Origin of the sequence: Corynebacterium coyleae (assembly GCF_030408635.1) — a bacterium.
Classification (GTDB): Bacteria; Actinomycetota; Actinomycetes; order Mycobacteriales; family Mycobacteriaceae; genus Corynebacterium; species Corynebacterium coyleae.
Window position 1 is genome coordinate 166395 of record NZ_CP047198.1, and the last position, 23144, is coordinate 189538.

General features: G+C 60.5%; 14 protein-coding genes and 2 pseudogenes. 5 read left to right on the forward strand and 11 right to left on the reverse strand.

The window, feature by feature from the left end:
• Positions 1-8 precede the first annotated feature (8 nt).
• From CCOY_RS00735 to CCOY_RS00765, 7 genes are read right to left on the reverse strand one after another with little or no spacing between them, the layout of a single operon-like run.
• Positions 9-548: an RNA polymerase sigma factor gene (locus CCOY_RS00735; RefSeq protein ID WP_092101212.1), complete on the reverse strand. Its 540-nt coding sequence runs from the start codon at positions 546-548 to the stop codon at positions 9-11.
• Positions 549-560: 12 nt separating this feature from the next.
• Positions 561-872, reverse strand: a complete 312-nt coding sequence (locus CCOY_RS00740; RefSeq protein ID WP_070771266.1) for a Na+/H+ antiporter subunit G — start codon at positions 870-872, stop codon at positions 561-563.
• Positions 872-1138 (reverse strand): cation:proton antiporter, encoded by a 267-nt coding sequence (locus tag CCOY_RS00745; RefSeq protein ID WP_070614343.1) that lies wholly within the window; start codon positions 1136-1138, stop codon positions 872-874. Before CCOY_RS00745 ends, CCOY_RS00740 begins: the two co-directional genes overlap by 1 nt.
• Complete coding sequence (locus tag CCOY_RS00750; RefSeq protein ID WP_092101214.1) at positions 1139-1576, reverse strand: monovalent cation/H+ antiporter subunit E; 438 nt, start codon at positions 1574-1576, stop codon at positions 1139-1141.
• Positions 1576-3081 carry a monovalent cation/H+ antiporter subunit D family protein gene (locus tag CCOY_RS00755; RefSeq protein ID WP_070570764.1) on the reverse strand — a complete coding sequence of 502 codons (1506 nt, stop codon included), beginning with the start codon at positions 3079-3081 and terminating at the stop codon, positions 1576-1578. Before CCOY_RS00755 ends, CCOY_RS00750 begins: the two co-directional genes overlap by 1 nt.
• Positions 3081-3542, reverse strand: a complete 462-nt coding sequence (locus CCOY_RS00760) for a cation:proton antiporter subunit C (protein ID WP_070570765.1) — start codon at positions 3540-3542, stop codon at positions 3081-3083. The genes CCOY_RS00755 and CCOY_RS00760 overlap by 1 nt, the downstream gene beginning before the upstream one ends.
• Before the next feature lie 3 nt (positions 3543-3545).
• A complete protein-coding gene (locus CCOY_RS00765; protein WP_092101216.1) occupies positions 3546-6455 on the reverse strand; it encodes a DUF4040 family protein in 2910 nt (969 codons plus the stop codon).
• Positions 6456-6576: 121 nt separating this feature from the next.
• Here CCOY_RS00765 and CCOY_RS00770 point away from each other — a divergent pair, with 121 nt between their 5' ends.
• The 5 genes and pseudogenes from CCOY_RS00770 to CCOY_RS00790 all read left to right on the forward strand — a co-directional run bounded on the left by CCOY_RS00770 (position 6577) and on the right by CCOY_RS00790 (position 17896).
• The gene (locus CCOY_RS00770) at positions 6577-7983 is read left to right on the forward strand and encodes a hypothetical protein (RefSeq protein WP_092101218.1); all 1407 of its coding nucleotides are present in this window, start codon (positions 6577-6579) and stop codon (positions 7981-7983) included.
• Between the two features lie 138 nt (positions 7984-8121).
• Positions 8122-9861, forward strand: a pseudogene (locus CCOY_RS12115) (adhesin domain containing protein); the annotation flags it as partial.
• A 278-nt stretch (positions 9862-10139) separates the two neighbouring features.
• Positions 10140-10187 (forward strand): annotated as a pseudogene (locus CCOY_RS00780) (hypothetical protein); the annotation flags it as partial.
• A 144-nt stretch (positions 10188-10331) separates the two neighbouring features.
• A complete protein-coding gene (locus CCOY_RS00785) occupies positions 10332-14501 on the forward strand; it encodes a G5 domain-containing protein (protein WP_254179420.1) in 4170 nt (1389 codons plus the stop codon).
• A gap of 170 nt (positions 14502-14671) precedes the next feature.
• Positions 14672-17896 carry an alkaline phosphatase gene (locus tag CCOY_RS00790; RefSeq protein WP_092101220.1) on the forward strand — a complete coding sequence of 1075 codons (3225 nt, stop codon included), beginning with the start codon at positions 14672-14674 and terminating at the stop codon, positions 17894-17896.
• Positions 17897-17983: 87 nt separating this feature from the next.
• Here the strand turns inward: CCOY_RS00790 and CCOY_RS00795 are convergent, their stop codons facing one another.
• From CCOY_RS00795 to CCOY_RS00810, 4 genes are read right to left on the reverse strand one after another with little or no spacing between them, the layout of a single operon-like run.
• Complete coding sequence (locus tag CCOY_RS00795; protein WP_070421560.1) at positions 17984-19174, reverse strand: M20 metallopeptidase family protein; 1191 nt, start codon at positions 19172-19174, stop codon at positions 17984-17986.
• Between the two features lie 2 nt (positions 19175-19176).
• The gene (locus tag CCOY_RS00800; RefSeq protein WP_070421559.1) at positions 19177-20361 is read right to left on the reverse strand and encodes an amidohydrolase family protein; all 1185 of its coding nucleotides are present in this window, start codon (positions 20359-20361) and stop codon (positions 19177-19179) included.
• On the reverse strand, positions 20351-21655 hold the full coding sequence (locus CCOY_RS00805; RefSeq protein ID WP_070570775.1) for a type I glutamate--ammonia ligase: 1305 nt from the start codon (positions 21653-21655) through the stop codon (positions 20351-20353). Before CCOY_RS00805 ends, CCOY_RS00800 begins: the two co-directional genes overlap by 11 nt.
• Positions 21652-23085 carry an APC family permease gene (locus tag CCOY_RS00810; protein WP_083320371.1) on the reverse strand — a complete coding sequence of 478 codons (1434 nt, stop codon included), beginning with the start codon at positions 23083-23085 and terminating at the stop codon, positions 21652-21654. The genes CCOY_RS00805 and CCOY_RS00810 overlap by 4 nt, the downstream gene beginning before the upstream one ends.
• Positions 23086-23144: the final 59 nt, after the last annotated feature.

The window sequence follows — 23144 nt, forward strand, 5'->3', positions numbered from 1 at the left end:
TAGATAATTTACTCGGTGCCAGCGATGATGTCGCGACGGGCCCGCGCAACCCGGGATCGGATGGTGCCCACGCGCACCCCTGCGATCTTCGCGGCTTCCTCGTAGGTGTAGCCCAGGACCTGGGTTAATACGAGGGCTTCGCGGCGTTCGGCGGGGAGGTCGTCGAGAAGCGAGCGTGCGTCGATGACGTCGCCCCATGTGTTGGAGTTGTCGGGGCTGGGGTCGGAGGCGGCGACGGTTTCGTATTCGGCGGCGGATTTGCGGGGCCGTGCCATGTCGTGGCGGACGGAGTCGACCCAGGCCCGCCGCGCGAGCGAGAGCAACCATGTGCGGGCGGACGACCGCGCCTGGAAGCGCGGCAGGGACCCGAGGACGCGCAGGTAGGTCTCTTGGGTGAGGTCGTCGGCGTGTTGGGGGCCAGCCAGGTGGGCGAGCAGGCGCCATACGTCGTCTTGGGTGAGCCGGATGAATTCGGTGAGCGCGGCTTTGTCACCGCGGCCGGCGCGTAGCGCCAGTTCGGTGATGTAGCCTTCGTCGTTCCTGCTCACAACCTGTAGAGATTACAGTTTGTCGGACACCGTCACGCCGTAGAGGGAGCGGCCCATGATGAAGGAGGCGACGGAGCCGACGATCCAGACGCCGAGGATGGCGATGATGGCGCGGATGAAGTCGTTGAGGTCGAAGCCGGTGGTGGACCAGGAGTAGATGAGTTTCGCGATGATCAGGATCGGAAACGCAATGACTACCAGGGGGCCGAGCAGGTTGACGCGCGTGAGCGCGTCGGGGGCGCGTAGTTGCAGGATGGTGGCTGCGATGACGCAGATGGTGGCCAGGATGACCAGGGCAGCGACGATGATTTCGTAAGCGGTCATTAGCGGCGTCCTCTCGAGATGATGCGGGCCATGGAGATCGTTGGGATCACGCCGCAGACGATGCCGGCGAGGATGGGGATCTCGTAGGCGATGGACGAGGTGTTCCACAGGGTCCAGACGAGGAAGATGGCGATCATGCCGTAGAAGACCATGTCGGCCATGACGGCGCGCGACAATTCGTCTTTGGTCAGGATGACCGCTGCAAGGGAGATGAGTAGGCAGATGGCCATGATGATGAGGCAGGCCTGCATGATGGTGACAAACATTTAGTTCATCCTTTCTGCGGGCGGGACGGTGTCGTCGTCAGGCGTGGGGCCTTGGTCGACGTAGGGCTCCCAGGTGACGGTTTTCGGGTCGATGGGGCTATTGCGTAGCGACGGCCGCACGTGCTCCTCCATATCCGCCAGCCCCGCGATGATGTCTTCCGGGTCGGAGCCGAACGCGGCTTGCACCAGCAGGGTGATGGGGCCGCCGGGCTCGATGGGGTGGCGCAGGCCCATGGAGAGGGTGCCTGGGGTGGCGGTGATGGAGGTGGTGAACCAGAACACTTCCCAGTCGGTGCGCAGGCGCATGGGGTAGTAGATGACGATTGGTTCGATCTTGGTCGCCGGGTTGAATGCCTTGAACACGGCGTCGAAGCCTGCGGCGAAGATTTCTTTGATGATCCAGCAGGTGTAGCCCGCGGCGTGGATGATGCCTCGCATTAGTTATCGCCTCCGATGGAGTCGTCGCCAAGTACGGCGCTGGTGTAGGCGTCGACGTTGAGTAGGTCGTCGACTGCGGTGGTGGTGATGTCCCACATTTGGCCGGCGAAGATGAACATGCCGAGCGAGAGGATCATGAGGACCGCGGACGGCAGCATGAAGCTCACTCGCACGTTGAGCGCTTCGGGGTAGTGCTGCATGGGTCGGCCCCAGAAGACGCGTTGCCAGAGGCGCATCATGGACAGCAGGGCGCCGAAGGAGGCGACGATGATGGCGGTGATGGCTACCCAGGAGCGCCAGTCGCCGGGTGTTGCGGCGGCGAGCACGATGGTGACTTTGCCGAAGATGCCGGAAAATGGCGGGAAGCCGACGATGGAGAACGCGCCGGCGACGAACACGGCGGAGGTCCATGGGTCGCGCCGGGCGATGCCGGAAAGTTTGGCCATGGTGCCGGTGCCGTAGGTTTCTTCGATCGCGCCGGAGTTGAGCACCAGTGCGGCGATGGTGACCATGTGGTGCAGGGTGTAGAGCAGGCCGGCGGCCAGGGCGTAGCGGGCGTCGTCGTTAGTGAATGCCAGCATGATGAGGATGAACGGCATGCCGTTGACCATCTGGTAGGCGAGCACGCGGCGCATGGTGGATTCGGCCAGGCCTGCGTAGCCGCCGATGATCATGGAGATGACCATGACCACGATCAGCAGGGTGTTCCAGCGCGGGTCCATGTCGAACATGATCACCCAGATGCGGAAGAGCATGTAGACGGCGACCTTGGTGTGCAGGCCGGAGAACAGGCCCATCACGGCGGCCGAGGTGGACGGGTAGGTGCGTGGCAGCCAGGTGTAGACGGGGAACACGCCAGCCTTCGCAGCAATTGCGATGACGACGATGCCGGTGGCCACCGTTGCCGGGCCGTTGCCCGCAGCCACACCTTGCAGGGAGGCGAGGTTGACCACGCCGGTGACGGCGTAGAGGTAGCCCACGCCGAGCACCAGCATTGTCGACGCCGCCAGGTTGACCAGCACGAACATACGCGCCGACAGCAGGCGGTGGCGGGTGCCCGACATGGCGATCAGGCCGTAGGAGGGCAGGAGGCAGACCTCGATCATGACGAAGAAGTTGAACAGGTCCGCGGTGAGCAGCGCGCCGCACACGCCGGTGATCAGTACGAGCGACAGGGGTGTGTAGAAGCGTGCTTGGGTTTCGCCGACGGCGATGGCGAACCAGTTGGAGGTCAGCGCCACGATCATGGTGGTCACGATCATCACCGCGGAGAACGTATCCGCGGCGAACGAGATGCCAACGCCGCCTTGGTACAGGCCGATGACGTGGGCGATCGTGCCGTGCTCAGCGGTGTAGAGGTAGAGCCACACACCCATTGCCAGGTTGATCGCCGGGATGGCGATGGCGAGCGTGTTGTTGAGCTTCCTCCAGGGGCTCAGCGCCGTGACCGCGGAGACGATCAGCGGTAGCGCAACGAAGATAGGCAGGATTGCGTCGACGGCCATTAGTCTTTCACCTTCAGATCATCGTTGGTGACGTGGCTGATCTCGCGTGCGCGGATCTCTTCCAGCTTCTTGGGGTTGAGGCGCGCGTTGCGGCCGGCGGTGGACAGTGCGGAGGGGCTGAGCCACATCTTGGAGTAGCCGGCGTCGGTGCCGGTGGGTTGCTCGGCGGTGTCGTCGTTACGCCCGAGCGATGCGAGCATAAGCAGGATCGTGGTGGTTGCCATTGCGATGACGATGGCGGTCAGCACGAATGCCTGTGGCAACGGGTCGCCCATGTCTTCGAAGGGGACGCGGGAGGGGAATGCTTCGCCGCGCCAGGAGCCCACGCCTGCGGCGAGCAGGGTGAGGTTGGAGGCGTGGCCGAATAGGGACATGCCGAAGACGATGCGCACCATGCCGCGTTGGAGTACGAGGTAGACGGATCCCGCGACGAGAACCGCGATGGTAAGTGCCATGACCATGGGTTAAGGCTCCTTCGTGATAACCGGCTGCGGGTCGTGCGCCGGGTTGATCGGGTCGGGGTGTGCGTCCACCGGGTTTTCCGGCGGTAGCGGCTCGGGGATGGACGGCAGTGGGTTTTCGGCTTCGTCGCGCGAGTAGTCCAGGTCGGACAGGTCGGCGCCGGGGCGCAGGTAGCCGCCGAGTGCGTTGATGGCGGCGGTGACCATGCCGAGCACGGCGAGGTAGATGCCGAAGTCGAAGATGAGCGAGGTGGTCATGTGTTCGCCGGCGATTTCGCCGTGGATGGCGTACATGAAGCCGCCTTCGATGAACCCGAGGAAGCCGGAGGAGATCGCGATGATGATGCCCCAGCCGGTCAGGCGGATTGGGGTGAAGTTCTTCACCACGTCGGCATCCGAGCCGCGGGAGAGGTAGTTGATGGCGAATGCGGTTGCCATGACCAGTGCTGCGACGAAGCCGCCGCCTGGTGCGGTGTGGCCGCGGAAGAAGATCAGCACCGACAGTACGACGAGTACCGGGGCGACAAGCGCGGCGGCCTTGCGCAGCGGGATGGAGTTCAACTGCGATTGGCCGAACGGGCGCGGGCGTGTGCCAGCTTCGAAGAGGTGGCGTGGCATGGAGGCGACCACGGCGGCAATGACCACGGCGGCCATGCCGAGGACGGAGAGTTCGCCGAGGGTATCGAAGCCACGGAATTCCACGATGATCACGGCGACGATGTTGTCGGCGCCGGTGACGTCGCCGCCTTCGGTGAGGTACCACTCGGCGAGTTCGGAGCGGCCGCGACGGCCGGTCAGCCCGTAGACGCCGAAGAAGGCAACGACGCCGGCGAGCAGTGCAAATACAGCAGCAAGTGCTTTACGACGAGGCTTCGTCTCCGGGAAGACACGCGGCTGGTAGCGCAGCACAACCAGGATGACCACGACGGTGAGTGCCTCGACGAGGAACTGGGTCAGCGCCACGTCGGGGGCACCGAGCATGAACATCTGCAGGGTCATGCCCACGCCCACGGTGCCCAGCAGTACGGCGGAGGCCAGGCGGGAGCGGGTGAACACCATGCCCAGGACCGACATGGCGATGATGGCAAACGGGATGAGGTCCCACCACACGTCGAGGCCTTCGGCACGGTCGGCTGGGGTCACACCGTCGATGCCGTCGGTGAGTGCGATGACGCACAGGCCCATGGCGGTGACGGAGGCCAGCAGTGGGAAGAGGTGGCGTGACGGGTTGAAGCCGTCGGCCAGCTTGCCCAGTTGCTCGCCGAAGTCGGACAGGCCGCGGGTGATCCGGAAGAGAATGTCGGGGCCGTCGGCAGGCAGGAGTTGCTTGTTGCGCAGTGCCGCGAAGACGGGTTTGCGGAAGGCAACTGCGAAGATCACGCCGGCGATCAGAACGATCAGGGAGACGATGAACGGTGCGGTCAGGCCGTGCCAGATGGCCAGGTGGGTGGTGAAGGTGTCGTCGCCAGTAATTGCGCGTACGCCTGCGGAGACGGGGTTGTCCACCCAGAACAGCATGAACGGCAGGACGACGGACATCCAGCCCGGCAGTGCGGCCGGCAGCCAGAGGGCGACGGGTGCTTCGTGGACGTGCGACATGTCCTTCGGGCCGTCCACGAACGCGCCGAAGACAATCTTCAGCGAGTACAGGAACGTCAGGAATGCGGCGAACCCGGCGATGATCAAAAGGGCCATGCCGTAGGGCGCCTCGTGGAAGGCGTCGAGGATGGATTCCTTGGATACGAAGCCGAACAGCGGGGGAACCGCAGCCATGGAGGCGGCCGCCACCACGGTGGAGGCGAACGTGAACGGCATCTTGTCGTAAAGCTTGCCCAGACGTCGCATGTCGCGGGTGCCGGCCTCGTGGTCGACCACACCGATGAGCATGAACAGCGAGGACTTAAACAGTGCGTGCGCCAGCGTGTGGGTCAGTGCGGCGGCCAGGCCAATCGGGGAGCCGACGCCGATGGCGGCGACGATCCAGCCGAGGTGCGACACGGTGGAGTAGGCGGTGAGGTGCTTCAGGTCCGTCTTGGTGATGGCAAAGCACGCCGACATGATTGCCGTGAACAGGCCGATGATGACCAGCAGGTAGTTCCAGGCGGCGACGTCCGAGAACACAGTGGAGAAGCGCAGCAGCAAGTACACGCCGGCCTTGACCACGGCGGCGGCGTGCAGGAACGCGGACACCGGGGTGGCGGCAGCCATGGCTTCGGGCAGCCAGAAGTGGAACGGGAACTGCGCAGCCTTGGTAAATGCGGAGAACGCGATCAGCAGCGCGACGACAACGGTGACGCGGTTGTCGCCCCACACGTCCGCGGCCAAAATATCCGCTAGTCGCGTCGTGCCTGCCTGGATGGCGGCGACCGCAAGGCCCGCCAAAAGCGTCAGGCCGCCGAAGAACGTCAGGATCAGGGTGCGGTACGAACCGGCCTCGCCCGACGAGCCGGATCGGGCGATCAGCATGAACGACGCGATGGAGACGAGCTCCCAGGCGATGAAGAGCAGCACGGCGTCGTCGGCAAGCACAAGCAACAGCACGGACAGCGTGAAGGCCGTCATGATGGTGTAGAAACTCGTGTTGCCTTGCTTTTCGGGCAGGTAGGCGGCGGAGTAGACGAACACTACACCGCCGATGACCAGCGCAAGCAGCGCGAAGAAGATGCCTAAGCCGTCCGCGCGCAGTGCGAACTCGATCGCGGAGCCGGTACCCATCACATCGCGCGCCCACACGAACGACCACAACAGGTCGCTGCCCTGGGAAACGGCGGTGAAGTTGGTGCCCAGCACACCTGCGGCAGCGAACAGCAGTGCTGCGAGCGGGTACCCGGCTTTCCTGTCCATGACTCGCACCAGCAGCGGCGAAAGCACCACCGTTGCTGCAACGAGCCCGATGACGAGGGGGAGAGTCATGGTGAACCCTTTTCAAAGGTTTGTAAGGGATTGGCAATGAACGTTAAAGACAGTATCAAGCTGCACGAGCGGGCGGTGCGCCTCCCGCAGAACACATGTGACTGGTGATAAGAACAGTTGCATGAAATCGGACAACGCGTTGCGGTTGGTGTGTGCTCTGTTAGCGCTGGTGGTTGGCGTGTTTATGCCGTTGTCCCCGGCGTCCACGTGGGCGAACGCCGCGCGCGATGCGGAGGTGTCCGGCGCCCCGCAGGTTGGTGCGGACAACCTTGGGGACGCGCGCCGTGCCGCCGGTGAGGCTGGCCAGCAGGCGAAGGTGCTCAAGGAGGGCGCTGGCAAGTTGGCCGAAGGTGTTGGTGAGGCGCAGGGGCAGACGCAGCAGCTTCTCGACGCCCTCGCTGCCGCCCAGACCGGCTCCCAGCAGTTGTCCGACGGCATGGTGCAACTCCAAGCCGGTACCGGCCAGTTGGGCGCGGGCGCGACCCAGTTAGCAGATTCTATCGGCGAGGTGGTCAACCAGGTCACGGGTTTTGAGGCGGTGCGCGGCCAAGTGGTCGGCGCGATTGACCGCTCGCTCGCCGAGTTGAAGGACGCGAAGGACCCGGATGCGGTCCAGGCCCGCGACTCGCTCAAGGGTCTGCGTGAGCAAGCCCAGACTGCCCAGTTGCCGCCGGATGTGGTGGCGAAGATGAACCAACTGCGCGACGGTTCCCGCGACCTTGCCAACCAGCTCGCCGTTCCGGGATACAGCTACCACGACGGTATATATACAGCCACCAACGGCGCTGCCGAGTTGGCCGCGGGCCTGCGCGAGTTGCAGGGACAGACCGCACAGGCCACCGGTGGTATCGACGAGTTGGTCGCCGGCGTGCAAAAGATCGACCAGATGGCCGGCATGAACGCCGACAAGGTCTCCGCGGTGCGTGCAGCGCTTCCGGTGCCCGCGGCCGCGCCGGGTGCCCAGGGTGCGGAGCAGACCCGTTCGACGCTTGCGCCGATTGCCGCGATGTTGCTTGCAGCAATGGCGGTGCTGGGTGGTACAGCGCTCGCAGCAGCATTTTGCCTATCGACGCGCACCCGCCGGTGGATCATCATCCCCGGCGCCATCATTATCGCAGCGGCCGGCACCATCCTGGCTGGTGTCCTCGGTGAGGGGCTCGGCGCACAGGAATATGCAGTGGTCGCCGCTGGACTGTTGGCTGGCGCACTCGCCTCAACGGGGCTAGCCGCAGTGTTGATGCGTTTGTGTGGTCTGGCTGTCGGGTTGGGGGCCGCGGCAGTGATGGCGCTGGCACAGACCGGCCTCGTCGGTTGGGTGTGGCGCACTGCTACCACCGCACAGTTGGATGCGGTGTGGGCAGCACTCTCGCAGGCAGTACCCATGCACTGGACAACTGTCGCTGTGTCTGCCGCCGGCAATGGCGGGGACTACCGAGGCGTGGTCGCCGCACTGCTGCTGTCCGCGTTGCTTGCCGCAGCGGGGCTGGCGGGGGTGTGGCGCCGAACCGCCGAGCAAACCGCCACCTAGACATGCGTTCAATACGCCTCTAAAATGTGATGTCATCTATTGCTTGGCTGTCTGGGCTAAGCGAAGGTTACAAAACAGCTGCCTGATCGAGAAGCCGCTTTCACGGCCCCGTCGAGTGGCTTAACAGAGGAGTATCACATGGCCGAATCATCTCGGCGTTTTCGTAAGTCCACGTCTACTAGCATCGCGGCAACATCTGCGATTGCGCTCGCGCTTGGTGGCCTGAGTGTCGTCGGCCCGGGCCCGCTGGCGCCGTACGCCGCGGCTGCCACATTGTCCGGCGGAATCCGCGACAAGTCCGGCGCGGTAGAGCAGGACGCCCAGAAGGCCTCCGACCTGCCGGCTGGTTCGTGTGTTGTTTCAGAGACCGACACCGCTAACCACAGCCAGGCTGGTTTCAGCTGGACCACCCGGGAGCCGGGTACAGATAGCCCCGACAAGACCCTGTGGGGCTTGAGCGTCTCTTTTGATAACTCGAAGGACCGCACGTTCGCCGATTGGTCCTTCACCAATGGCGGGAAGCTTGGCGGCGTCTTGGGTACCGGTGAGGTGCCTTCCATGGATGCCGACCAGACCTTCCTTGGCAAGAGCGTCACGCACAAGGCTGACGAAAGCATCGAAATTACTGGTTCTCGCGACCAACGAAACCTAAATCTCTACGCAGATCTCACTGCTGAGGAGGTCAAGCAGTTCGCTTCGGCCACTGCCGAGAATCCCGTGCGCTACGCCTGGCAGAGCAACTACAAGAAGGACAATCCTTCGGGCCTGAAAGCCACGGAAGGTGACAGCTCTGCATTCAGCGCTACTGTAAACCCGTGGCCGAGCGAGAACATCGAATGTAACCCGATTACGGTGTCGTGGGAGTCTTTCGAGAAGCACGTCATCGTGCCCGGTGACGAAACCAAGGTCGGTACCGTCAACATTCCTGCTGTGCAGAACGACGGCAAGGACGATTCCATGTCCCGCATGGTCGTGGAAGCTTACGACGGCAACGGCAAGTTCATCGGCACCACCGACCCGGAAGCCTCCGGTGGTACGCAGAACTTGCGTATCGACGAAAAGACCGGTGAGATCTTCTTCACCTGGCCGGAGTACCGTGGTACTGACCTGGCTACCGACAAGAACGTCAACTTCTCCGTTTTGGCGAAGCCGCGTACTGTTGACCAACTCCAGGCCGCTGCTGACCACAACAACGAATGGGGCGAGAATAAGACCTTCGACAGCTCCAACTCGCTGGACCGCTACAGCAAGGCGAACGTCATCGACTCCAAGGAGTTCTCGCTGGATGACACCGAGGACCACGATCCGAAGTACGACAAGACGGACGCGTCGATCATCTCCGGCGTCGATAGTGCTACCGGCCCGCTGGCTACCGAACCGCAGAAGGTCGTCTTCAAGCAGGTCCCGGATCTGATCGCCAATCTGGCAAAGAAGAAGGGCGACGGTGGATTCGAGGCCAAGGTCGAGATTGACGAGAAGTATGTCTACGAGGGCTGGACCGTCGACATTGACGAGGATTACAACGTCACCGTCACTGCTCCGGAAAATCCGAAGCCGGGTAGCTTTGCGCAGCCCAAAATCACTGTCGAGTACTCGAACGGCTCCACAGACGTACTCCAACTCCTCGTGGTTGTCGACCCGAACAACACCCAGGTCACAGACCTCGTGCGCCCTGGCCTATCCAAGGGCAAGCTGAACGAGGAAATTACCGCCCAGGTGGGCACCAAGTCCATCATGAAGGGCCACAAGCCGGTCCACCCGGCCAAGTTTGAGATCGATGAGTCCACTGTCCCAGATGGCTGGACTGTCACCGTCGACGACACCGGCAAGGTCACCGCGAAGGCCGATGACTCTGTTGCACCGGGAACCGTCATTACCCCGAAGGTCAAAGCGACCTATCCGGACCAGACCACGGATGAGATCGAGGTCCAGTTCCAGGCCATCGTGGACATCAAGATCCCGACGTACGACACCAAGACCGGTCAGCCGAACGCAAGCGTCAGCCTCACTCCCGAGATCCCGGAGCGTGGTCTGAGCGGCAACACGACCGATGAAGCCCCGACGCGCTATATACCTTCGAGGATGGCACCAACCAGACCCGCCTTACGAGTAAGGATGGTAAGACCTGGACCGTCAACGTTGATGAGAACACTGGTGAAATCACGACCACGATTCCGAAGGGTGCGCAGGAAGGCGACATCCTGAACGTTCCGGTCCAGGCTCACTACAGCGATGAAGGCAAGCAAAAGCCGCAGACGGTTGTAGGCACTGTCGTCGTCATCAAGGGCGATCTGAAGGCATCGTACGATGTCCAGGTCACAGGTCCAGGCCAAGCAACTGAGCACCAGGTGGAGGACACGCCAGACGGCTCCACGTTCTCCTTCGGCCAGAAGAATGGCAAGCCGGTCCTCACCCAGGAAGTAGATGGTTGGAATTACACCATCGACCCGAAAACCGGTGTGGTCACAGCTACCCCGCCGACGGATGCCAAGCCGGGAGAAAGGAAGACTGTCTCCGTTACGGTAAACGCACCGGGTGGTTTGACCACTCAGGCGCCTGTCACCACCGTGGTGAAGCTGACCAATGCGTGGGAGGCAGAGCCAACATACCCTGTTGAAACAGTCTTCCCGGGAGATACCGCAGAGTTGGCGGTTAACCTTGACAAGCCAGATGACGTTAACGTGGCGAAGGATACCCCCTACAAGCTGGGCAAGGTTCCGACTGGTTGGACCGTCAGCATTGACAGCAACGGCAAAATCATCGCAACGGCCCCTGAAGACGCGGAACAGGGGACTCAGGTTGAGATTCCCGTCACCGTGACCTACGAGGATGGTTCCACGGATCAGGTGAAGGCTGTCATCAACGTTGTTGACGTGCCGACACGCGAAGTCCCGTACAAGGTCGTATATAAGCAAGACGACTCTATTCCGGCCGGCGAGTACGAGGTCGAAACCAAGGGCAAGCCGGGCAAGGAGAAGCAGAACAGAGACGGCACTTGGGAGCGAACCGAAGAGCCGGTTGATGAGGTCGTCCTTGTCGGCACCAAGCCGGTCGTAGCAACAGGCACTCAAACGTGGATTGCGCCAACTCCTTACGACACTGTGCTTCGCCCAAATCCTGATCTCAAGCCGGGTGAAACCAAGATTGTTCGGGAAGGTACGCCTGGCAAGACCCAGTACACGGTGGACTTCTCGGCCAAGGATGGGCAGACCGAGACCACACCGACGAAGACTGAGCTGGAGCCGCCGGTAGACCAGATCATTGAGTACGGTCCGCAACTCAACGATGACGAGTTGGTGGTGACGACCAAGAAGCCGGTTGTCTTTGAAACCAAGATCATTTTTGATGACACCCTCGTCGCCGGTCGGACCATCACTGATGAGGAAGGCGAAACCGGCGAAATCACTGTGACCTCGACGCAGAAGCTTGTCGACGGTCGCCCTTCCGGAGATCCTGTAGTCACCGAGGAAGTGACAAAGGAAAAGAAGGACGCCGTTGTTCGCGTCGGCACGATGACCGAAGGCGAGATCACTAACAAGTACGAAGTTGATGTTCCGTACACGGTTGAGATCGTCTACGACGATTCCATTCCTGCTGGCGAGACCAAGGTCAAGCAAGAGGGTGTGCCGGGTAAGAAAACCACGACGGTCACGCAGAAGATCCGCAACTCCCAGCCTGATGGCGACCCGGAGATGACCTTCGACGAGACGAAGGCACCGGTCACAAAGATCATCCTCGTGGGCACTAAGCAAGCGAAGTCGAAGTCCGATGTGACTTGGACTGAGCCGATTCCGTACAGCACGGAACTGCGCCCGGCTGATGACCTTGCGCCGGGTGAAACCCGCGTGGTCCAGGAAGGTGAAGACGGCGAGGTTACCTACACCGCGAAGTTCACCGCTGCTGGCGGCGAGGCGGGGGTCAATGAGGGAGAGGTGCGTAAGCCCGCGAAGCCGCGCATTGTGGAATACGGTTTGCAGACCGATTCTGACGACTACGTAGTTGAGACCACCCGTCACATTCCGTTTGAAACCAAGGTTATTTTCGATGACACCTTGCAAGAAGGCGAGCAGGTCATTGATCAGGGCGTCGTTGGGCAGGAAGCGGTCACCGCAACCCAAAAGATTGTCAACGGCCGCCCCACCGGCGATCCCGTGATCACGACCCGCACCATTCAGGAACCGAAGAATGCGGTAATTCGTATCGGTGTGAAGCCGACGCCGGATATCGTCGACAAGGTCAAGACTCAGATTCCTTTCGAGACTGAGGTCATCTATGACCCAGAGATGCCAGCAGGCGAGTCCGAAACTGTTACTGAAGGCAAGTCTGGCGAGAAGGAAATCACCACCACTCGTAAGGTGACAGATGGTGTTCCTGGTGATCCAGTGGTTACCGAGAATGTGCTTTCCCAACCGACGAAGCAGGTGATCAAGGTTGGTACCAAGCCGTCGAGTGCTAGCGATAAGGTGACCTGGACTGCTCAGGTTCCGTTTGGTGTTGAGACCCGTCCGAACCCGGAGTTGAAGCCGGGTGAGATCAAGGTCGCCCAGAAGGGCGTCCCGGGTGAGAAGACCTACACCGCTGACTTCACCGCCAAGGGCGACCAGGCTTCCGTGAAGCCTGAAGAGAAGCAGACCAAGGATCCGGTCAACGAGATCATCGAGTACGGTCCGGCCATCAAGGACGGCGATCTGACCACCAAGGTGAAGAAGCCAGTTCCGTTCGAGACCGAGGTCATCCTCGACGACACCCTTGAGTCTGGTAAGCAGGTTGTCGATCAGCAGGGCGAGCTTGGTGAGGACGTTGAGACCTCCACCCAGAAGATCGTCGACGGCAAGCCGTCCGGGGATCCAAAGGTGACCACTGACCGCACCAAGGAGCCGGTCAAGCAGATCATCCGTGTTGGCACCAAGATCCCTGATCCGAAGAAGGCTGAGACCTACGTTGAGGTTCCATTCGAGACCGAGGTCGAGTTTGATGAGAACTTGGAACCGGGCAAGGAAGTTGAAGTTTCCCCGGGTAAGCCGGGCAAGATTCGCGTGACCTCCGAAGACGGCAAGACGGTCGTCGAAGAGATCGAGCCGGCACAGCCGCGCAAGATCCGTGTTGGTGCCAAGCCGGGTGAAACGCCGGAGTGGAAGAACAACATTCCGTTCAAGGTAAAGACTGTAGAGAGGCCGGATCTGCCGGCTGGCACCCACCGTGTTGTTCAGAAGGGCGTTCCGGGTCTGGCTCGTCACGTTGGTGACGAGGTCGAGGTCATCGAGCAGCCGAAGGATGAGATCATCGAGGTCGGCACTGGTATCAGTGACGGCTACGTCAAGGAGATCGAAGTCACTGACGTCCCGTTCAAGACCCAAATCATCGAAGATGACACCCTCGAGGCTGGCCAGTACAAGGTTGAACAACAGGGCAGGACTGGCTACGACAAGACCACAAAGGTCTGGAAGTATGTCGACGGGGCTAAGCAGGGCGAAGCGGTGCCGACGTATGAAAAGATCTCCGATTCGCAGGACATGATCATCCGCGTTGGTACCAAGAAGCCGACGACGGACCCGAACACGCCGACGCCGACCGAAGACCTCGAAATTGGCGTCCACTACACCACCAAGATCGTCTACGATCCGAGCCTCGAGCCAGGTGAGGAAGTCGAAGATGTTGCTGGTGAGGACGGCAAGTACGTCATCAAGGTCGTCGACGGCAAGGCTGCCGCCGAGGTGGTGAAGGAGCCGGTCGAACGCGTCGTGCGCGTTGGCACCAAGCCGGCCGACGGCGTCCGTTGGACCGAGGAAACCGCCTACGATTTCGAGATCCGAGAGGATCCGAACATGGAAGCTGGCAAGCACGAGATCGTGCAGCCAGGTGTTCCGGGTGAGCGCATCCACAAGGAAGACGGCACCGTCGAGGAGAAGGCTCCGCAGAAGCTGATCGTCAAGGTTGGCACGAAGCAGCCGGCTGACCCGGACAAGCCGACCGATCCGACCACCCCGGCGGATCCGGCTCAGAGCTCGTCCGATAAGGCGAAGCGCTGCGTGGCCAACGCGTTTGCGAAGAACAGCCCGATCCTGTGGCTGCTGCCAATCGGCGTCCTCGCTGGCATTGGCTACGGCGTGAACGAGGCGTTCGGTCCGCAGATCCAGAAGGCATCTGCAGAGCTCAACGCTCGTTTCCAGGAGTCCATGCCGAAGCATGACTGGGGTCACGGCCACCAGGGCCGCCAGTGGGAGCAGCCTGAGTGGGCTCGCGAACTGCAAGTGAAGGCAGACGCCATCAACCGTCAGTTCGCAGGCTACGGCGAGCAGCTCCAGCCGCTGGGTATTGCGCTTGGTGTCATTGCTGCAGCCAGCCTCACCGGTGTGCTGATTGCACAGGCCTGCCGCGAAGAGGGCTTCGACAACGGCATGACCGTGCTCGGCTCGACGGAGCGTGTGACGTCCTCGGGCGAGACGGGCTCGTCGTCAAGCAAGGGCTCATCGGAGAACGCAGGTTCGTCGGAGAACGCAGGCTCCTCCAGTAAGTAGTCTGAGCGCGTAAGCGAAGGGCGGTACCAGGTTGGGTGCCGCCCTTTTCGCATCTGCCGTTACCTAAAATTCACCTGAGTGTTCCTTATTAGAAATTTGCTGTGTTTAGGGTGCGTATCGGTTCAAAAACCGTTTCATATTCTTCGGCTTCTCGTTATAAGGAACCCAACATGCGTTTCTCGCTAAAAGCAGCTACCGCGGTAGTCAGCGCTTCTGCGTTGGCTATTGCGAACCTGCCTACCTCCCTCGCACAGTCGGCGGAGCAGTCCTTCAACGGCAAGGACACCTGCATTTCCATCGATTCCAACGGCAACATCGTCGCCCCGCAGCCGGGTGACTGCACACAGTTCGGCAAGGGCGGCCAGGGCAACACCGACGCCCAGGCACGCAACGTCATCTTCATCCTGGGCGACGGCATGGGCCACCAGGAGATCACTGCTGCTCGTAACTACCTCAAGGGCGCTAACGGCCGCTTCGAGGGCCTCGACGAGCTGACTGCGGCAGGTGCTTACACGACCTTCGCTATCGGTGAGGATGGCAAGCGTCAGTACGTCACCGACTCCGCCGCGTCCGCAACGGGCTGGTCCACCGGCACGAAGACCTACAACGGCGCGTTGTCCATCGATATCACCGGCAAGCCGCACGAGAACCTGTTGGAGATGGCGAAGAACGCCGGTATGCGCACCGGTAACGTCTCCACCGCGGAGATCCAGGATGCGACCCCGGGCGCGATGCACTCGCACATCTCCAAACGCGGCTACTACGCGCCGTCCGGCGACGCGAAGCCGGTCAAGGGTGCTGAAGCTCGCGAAAACGGCGGTCTTGGCTCCATCTCCGAGCAGATCATCGACACCCGCGCCGACGTCACCCTGGGCGGCGGCCGCAAGTACTTCGACGCCGAGGTTCAGCAGGGTGGCGAGAACCGCAACCCGTTCCTGACCGACAAGAACGACGGCGGCGCCGACTGGGAGGCCGGCAAGTCCGTCCGCGAAAACGCGATTGCCAAGGGCTACCAGGTTGTCGACGACAAGCAGGGCCTCGAGGGCATCACCGTCGCGAACCAGGACCAGCCGGTGCTCGGCCTGTTCCACGACAAGAACATGACCCGCAAGTTCGAGCAGACCGTGCCGGTGAAGTCCGACGGCACCACCGAGCCGGAGGTCTGCAAGGAAGCTGATCGCGGCGACGAGCCGTCCGCAGCCGAGATGACCAAGAAGGCTATCGAGCTTCTCGACGACAAGAGCGCCGACAAGGGCTTCTTCCTCCAGGTCGAGTCCGCCTCCATCGATAAGGCGGACCACGCAGCCGACGCCTGCGGCATGATCGGCGAGACCCAGCAAATCGACGAGGTTATTAAGGAAGCCCTCGACTTTGCCAAGGCGGACGGTGAGACCATGATCGTTGTCACCGCCGACCACGCGCACACCGCGGAAATCATCCCGGACGGCCGCCCGTCAGTGTCCGCCGTAACTCGCCTGAAGACGCCGAAGGACGGCACCACCATGTCCATCGGCTTCGGCACCCAGCCGTGGCTGGATGAGAACGGCAACCCGGTCTTTGACAAGAAGGCCAACGGCGACCCGTTCGACACCCCGAACTTCTCCATGATGCATACCGGCACCCAGGTGCGCATCGCAGGCTTCGGCCCGGGCTCCGAGAACGTCAACGGCCAGCTCGACCAAACCGACGCCTTCTACGTCATGGCGAATGCGCTCGGCCTCAACGGTGGCACCGAGGGTGGCCAGGAGCCGTGGAAGATCAACAAGAGCAACAAGGTCATCTCGCTGGCCAACCGCTCCAAGGCGAAGCCGGGCGACCAGCTCTGCTACCTCGTCTCCGCAGGCGAGGCACCGAAGGTCGGCGACTGTGCCCAGTTCGGCACCGAGGGCCAGGGCATCGACAACGCCAAGGCGAAGAACGTCGTCCTGCTCATCGGCGACGGCACCGGCGACTCCGAGATCACCGCAGCGCGTAACTACCTCAAGGGCTCCGCGGGCCGCTTCGAGGGTCTCGACGACCTGGACTACACCGGCTACCTGACTACGTTCTCCCTGGACAAGGAGACCGGCCTGCCGAACTACGTCGGTGATTCCGCTGCGACCGGCACCGCCTGGAACTCCGGTGTGAAGACCTACAACGGCGCGGTCGGCGTGGACAACGCCGGCAAGCCGGTTGCAACCCTCGGCGAGATCGCAAAGGCCAAGGGCCTGAAGATCGGCAACGTCACCACCGCCGAAATCCAGGACGCTACTCCGGCAGCCTTCGCTGCACACGCAATCAAGCGTTCCTACTACGCACCGTCTGGCGACAAGAAGGTCGCAGAGGGCGAGCAGCTGCGTGAAAACGGCGGTCTTGGCTCCATCTCCGAGCAGATCGTCGACCTGCGCGCAGACGTCACCCTCGGTGGCGGCCGCAGCTACTTCAACACTGAGGTCGTCCAGGGCGGCCAGTGGGGCGAAAACGGCAACGTTTGGACCGCCGGCAAGTCTGTTCTGGAAAACGCGAAGGACAATGGCTACCAGGTTGTCACTAACGCCTCCGAGCTCGACGCGATCGCAGAGGCAAACGCCGACAAGCCGGTCCTCGGTCTGTTCTCCGAGGGCAACATGCCGCGCGCGCTGAACCAGTCCATTCCGACCACCGATGGCGGTGACCTCGAGCCGGCCACCTGCGTTGCTAACCCGGAGTTCACCGCTGAGACTCCGCGACTGGCAGCCATGACCTCCAAGGCGCTCGAGCTGCTGCAGAACGACAAGGGCTTCGTGCTCCAGGTCGAGTCCGCCTCGCCGGACAAGGCCGACCACCAGGCTGACGCCTGTGGCCTGATCGGCGAGGTCGGCCAGCTCGACGAGGCCGTCCAGGCTGTTCAGGATTGGGTGGAGAAGACCGGTGAGGAGACCCTGATCGTCGCCACCGCCGACCACGCTCACACCGCACAGATCACCTACGAGAACCAGAACACCGCTGGTCGCGTCACTCAGCTGACCACGGTTGAAGGCTCCACCATGGCCGTCAACTTCGCCACCTCCAAGACCAACGAGGACGAGGATGCGCTCGGCGGCCAGCAGCACACCGGTGCGCAGCTGCGTGTCGCAGCCTCCGGCCCGGGTGCCGCGAACCTCACCGGCCAGATCGACCAGACCGACCTCTTCTTTGCCAGCCTGAACGCGCTGGGCATCGATCCGGTCAACCACAATCTGACCTTTGAGAACAAGATGCAGCCGGTGGAGGAGACCACCGAGGAGAACACCGCCGCCGGCTCCTCCGTCGACGTCGACTCCCCGGCGCTCATCGCCACTCTGGCGATTGCAGGCATCGCGGGCCTCATCTCCCTGATTGCCCTGCTGGCACCGTTTGCTGTCGACCGCGCCCTCGGCCCGATCGCTAAGTTCTAGCCAGAACTAGAAACTAAAAATAGCCACCGAGAACAAGATGTGTTCTCGGTGGCAATTTTGCTAACTGCCAATCGGCGTGGGGATTGGCTAGCCTTCACCTTCCGAGATGGCTTCGGCTGCAGCAATGTAGCCAGCGATCATTGTCTTACCTACGTTTGACAGCGCCTCGTCGGACGGGAGAAATGATGGATCGTGCAGAGACGCCGTTTCTTTCTCGCTGTCTGCGACACCGACAAAGCACATGAGGGATGGGCAGATCTCTCCATAAAATGAGAAGTCGTCGGCGCCCATCGAACGCATCGTCTCTGCATTCGCGATGCCGAGGGAAGCGGCGTAGGCATCGAATTTCTCTGACAAAACTTCGGCGTTTACGAGCTCCGGTTCGCCTGGTTTGTATTCCACATTGACGGTGCAACCATATCCAGTTGCGATACCGGTTGCCATTGTGCGGATTGCCTCAACGATGCGCTCATTAATCGCAGACGTAGTGCTGCGGACAGTAGCGAAGATCCGTCCCGACCGTGGCAAAACATTCGCTGCCCCCTGTCCTACCGCGATAGTGCCGATGCTTACCAAAGCAGGCGACATTGGGTCGGCGATCCTGCGTACAACCTCCGAGATACCTACAGCGATTTGCGCCGTGGGAACAGCGGCGTCACACCCGTTGTGTGGGTACGCACCGTGGCCTCCCTTACCGGTTACCGAGATTGCAATCTCGCCAGCAGCAGCATTGACAAATCCAGAGCCTGCGGCAACTGCACCCGTGGGAATTGAGGGGTGAACGTGTGCGCCGATGACATGGCGGACGCCGAGTTGTTGAAGTTTTCCGGACTCTGCGATGTCGAGCGCACCGGATGGGTACGTTTCCTCACGCGGCTGCAGGATTGGTACAAGGCCATATGGCAGATCGAGGTTCTTCGCTGCTCTGATCACACCGGCCAAGGCTGCAAGGTGTACGTCGTGACCACAGGCATGCATCGCATCGTTTGTTGATGACCATTCCACCCCCGTCTCCTCTGTTACCGGCAGTGCGTCTAACTCTCCTCGGATGCCGATGGACGCACCCTCTGTCGGCCCGATTCGGCCGACCGCGCCAGTTTGAGCAACCGGCTCGAGTCGTACGCTCATCGTTTCGATCATCAAGTCAGTAGTGGGCTGTTCTTCGCCACTCACGAAGGGAGAACTGTGAATTTGTTTCCGTAGCTCCACGACATCGCTGAGGTACTTGTTGAATTCAGAAACCCACTGTTCCGCCAGCTGTTGAAGGTTTTCGCGCATCCTTAGCTTGGCTCCTTTTCGTTGCTGCTAGTTGTAGATACACCGTACAAGCGCTGTGCGTTTTCGAATCCGATCATTTGCGCGACGCGGATGCATTCATCGATTGGCCATCCGTTGTGTTTGTGAAACTCTTCAAGCACTGACAAAAGTCCTTCACGGAACAGCAAAGTACCGATGTAATAAAGCTCGGGTAGGCCGAACGCATCTGTACTGAACAGAATCTTGCCGAAAGGTGCCAGTTCCAGTGACTCCGCAATTACTGCGCGTGACCGGGCACCGGTGTAGTTGATAGCCAGTCCAACATCGAAGTACACGTGTGGGAAAACATCTGCAAGGTAGCCCGCCTCTCGATGGAACGGATAGCAGTGCAGCAGGGTGAAGCGGGCACCGGATTCTAGAGAGGCGCGGAACAGATTCGTGAGTAGTAGCGGATTGCAGCGATGCAAGTCCACATCGTCGTCACCGTAGCCGATGTGGAGTTGGATCACCTGCGCACGATCGATGGCGAACCACAGCAAATGGCGAATGAGAGTGCTGTCCTCTAGTCGAAGCTTCCCGGAGGTTCTTACAAACCTTTCCGCCGCTGCAAGTACCTCCTGTTCAGAGGGGCGATCTGCATCGAAATCGAGACCAGTTCGGTATGCAGCGATGGACTTCACACCAGCTGCTGTAACAAGATGCTCGTCAAGCGTTACTCCGAGCTGGGTGAGGAATTCAGTGGCTTTGTCACCAACGGCTTCACCATCACGAACAGCTTCTGCCACTTGCTCTGCGACACGCTCGAGTCGGACAATCTCGTAAACAGTGCCTCCAGATGTTCGTCGAAAAGCATCCGGGTCAGTGATCGTGTCAGCGGCATGTCCGGTCTCCACGCCGAACTCCGCGATACCGGTCCTGCGGATGAAGCGTTTGTTGACTTCTTCTGATTCGAGTTCAGCACGGGCGGCGATGTAGTCGTCAGGACTTGCGAACGGATCAAGTCCCAGAACCGGTGCACACAGGTTGCGGACCTGGAAACCGATCTGCGAGTCGAACCGTGTCGTACCTGGAGTGGCCGCGCTTGAAGACTCAGAGATGAGCGCCTCGAATTCCTCGCGGGTTAGAGTGTCTGTGACCACGCCATGGCAATGGTGATCAAAGAGGGGGATCCGATCGATAGCATCTTGCAACTCGTTGTTAGTAGACATTCGCGTAAACCTCACACTGCTCAACGATGCTCTTGTCCTTCAGATGCTGGATCTCGTCGCGCTTGACCTTCAAGAATGTTTCTACCCAGGCATCTGAGAACCAAGAGCGTACGACCTCGTTTGTTTCAAAACGGTCTAGGGCTTCTTTAAGGCTCGCAGGTAGGTTTTCGTTGTCCTGCGATTCGAGCTCAGAGTAATCGTCGCCAGTCACTACCGGCACTGGGTCGAGGTTTTCCTCTATTCCGGCCATCCCCGCTCGGATAATCATGCCCATCAGGATCCAAGGGTTCGCGCCGATATCGCCGCCGCGGAATTCGAAGTGGAACTGTTTATCCGGTGTGCGTCCGTCGGCTTCGTTCGTCGGACAAATGCGTACCAAAGCCTCACGGTTCTGTTCGCCACAGAATGCTTGGGCAACCGACCAATTGTGTGGCTTGAGGCGCTCGTAGCTAACTGTCAATGGGGCAAATAAGCAGGTCATCGGCGCAGCGTACTTAACCAGTCCCGCGTTAAACTGACTCGCAATGCGCGACATCCGTCCGGGTCCGTCCGGATCAAATGCGACAACTTCGCCGTCGGTGCCGTACAACCCGTAATGGACATGAACTCCAGAACCGCCCTCGGAGGCAACCGGAACAGGGGAGAAAGTGACCTCACGGTCGTAGGCCTTAAAAACAGTGCGGACAATATCGCGAACCAAAATTGCACGATCCGCAGCAGTAACAGGGTCTGTCGGCTTGACAGTCAGCTCGTATTGATACGGCGCATACTCCGGCAGCCAGCATTCTGGGTTTACACCTGCGTTTTCCAGAACATTGAAGAGTGCACTCCCCACTGGCTCTCCGTCGACGAAGCTAGCGAACGAAAATGGGTGTGTCGCTTCTTTCGCGTGGCGTTCGGTGAACTCATGCTCAAACGCTGCGGTCATGACTAACCCATGTCGGTCGCGAAGCTCGTCGACCGCTTCCTTGAGGAAGTTACGAGCGCAAGATTCCCACGGAGTGCCATCGGTGTTGATCAGGTTTGCGAAGCTCAAAGAAAACGTTGGGATTTCCGGGATACCGGCGATTTCATAGGTTGCATCAGCATCTGCCACAAGACGAATATCACCAGTGGCATCGTAGGGAATTCCATCGACAATGTGACCGAGTGGCCCGATGCCTAGATTCGCTGGAACCCAGCCAACGCTCGCACCTTTTTCAAAATCTTTGGTGCTTATCGCCCGTCCTTTAGTGCGTGCGGAGATATCTGTGGTTGCCAGGAACGTGAACGTGCCGTTGTTGTGGATGCTCATGCGTCAATGTCTTCTTTCGTAAGTTTCTGCCCAATGTTCTGGGCAAGCTTGGGATTGAGGATGATGATTGCGAGGCCCAACAAGCACCACGCGCCAGAGAGCCAGGGGAAATATGTGTACGGTGCAACCTGTCCCACGACTTGGATGAGGTAAACGTAAACGAGGTAGCCCAGCGCCAAGATTGGGAAAACGATTTCCCAGACGGGAATGGAGGATTCCTTTTTCAGGATGAACCGGATCGCGCCAACAGAAGCCATGCCATAGGCGATGACCATGCACAGCGTCGCAATAGTTGCGTACCAGTAATAGACCTCAACATTGGTTCGGCCAGCGAATGCCATTCCAAGCGCAAACACCAACGCGATAATGTTGGTCGCCCATACTGCTTGTTTCGGAACACGAGTGTGCGGATCGCGGTTTGCAAAAACGGTCGGGCCGAAACCATCGCGGGCGAGAGTGTAAATGAGGCGTGACGTCGCAGTACTCGAGCTGAGGAACGCGCCAAATGCCACCGAGAACGCAATGACAGAGATCAGCACCGCGAACCATTGGCCGATGTACGCGGAGCCGAGCTCGGTCAGTGTCGACGATGCACCTGCGAAGCGTTCAACGCCGGCTTCGTCAGTGCCGAAACCGATTGTCTGAGCAAACATGACGAATACATAAATGACACCGCCGGTAACCACCGCGAGCAAGAGAGCCTTAGGGACCGTCTTTTTCGGCTCCGTTGTTTCCTCCCCGAGTGAGGAACCAGACTCAAATCCGGCCCAGGACAAGAAGGCGAAAACCGATGCGGTCATGATCGCGGACCATGAGTTTCCTGCAGGAGTGAGTGCTCCAAGATCAATCGATGTTTCGTACGGCGCTGTGCCGGCACTTACCTTTGACAGGATCACGACGGAGAGAATCAACATGGCGATGATGCCGATCAGGCCGATTACCAGTGTGACTCTCGCGGCCGAAGTGGAGTTTCGCAGGTTGAGGTACAGTCCTAGCGCTCCGATGAACAACGGAACCAAAATGCCGACGAACTGTGAAGATCCGGAGGAGAGCTCCGTCAGCATCGCTTCGAAAAACACCGAGCATGCGCCGAGGATGCATGTAGTCATGAAAATGTATGTGCCGAGCAACGCGAAACCACTAAAGAACCCGGCTTTTGGTCCGACTGTCACGCCAGCGAGGGCGTACACCGAGCCAGCGTGCGTAACTCGTTGCAATAGCCGTACAAAAGCGTAAGCAACGAACACTGCGCCAGCGAATGCCACTGCGAATGCGAACGGAACGGCTTTGCCGACAAGCCCCGCCACACCGATGCCGTTCAGTGACATTGCCATCACCGGGGCCATGAACCCCACCGAGATGGCAGTCACCTCCCATGTAGAGAGCATTTTCCGCTCAAGAGGAGGAGAAATATCTGCAGTTGTCGTCATCGATCATTCCTTCCAAAAAGCGGGATGAACGAATGCTACAAAAACTATGACTTAGGTCG